The 262-nt window shown below is 45.0% G+C and carries 1 tRNA gene; it reads right to left on the minus strand.

The annotated features are described in order from the left end of the window. Positions 1-67: 67 nt before the first annotated feature. A tRNA-Leu gene (locus AAEZ18_RS19055) sits at positions 68-149 on the minus strand. Between the last annotated feature and the right edge of the window lie 113 nt (positions 150-262).

The following is a 262-nucleotide window of genomic DNA, read 5'->3' on the forward strand; positions in this document are numbered from 1 at the left end:
CCGCCCTACCGCTTGGCGATATCAATTAAACGGATAATTGCGAGATCTAAACATCTAACACTTATTGTGCGGAAAGAGAGACTTGAACTCTCACATCCTAAGTTACTGGAACCTAAATCCAGCGCGTCTACCAATTCCGCCACTCCCGCATTACTTTGTGTAATTAAACACTAGGTCTTTATGTTAAACTCATCAGTCTCATCCGAGTTAAAGATAGCAGTGCAGTTAGTCGTTGTCGCAGTCGGGGGTAAGACGGGGTGTG

Origin of the sequence: Pseudoalteromonas sp. 19-MNA-CIBAN-0066, assembly GCF_040308705.1 — a bacterium.
Classification (GTDB): domain Bacteria; phylum Pseudomonadota; class Gammaproteobacteria; order Enterobacterales; family Alteromonadaceae; genus Pseudoalteromonas; species Pseudoalteromonas nigrifaciens.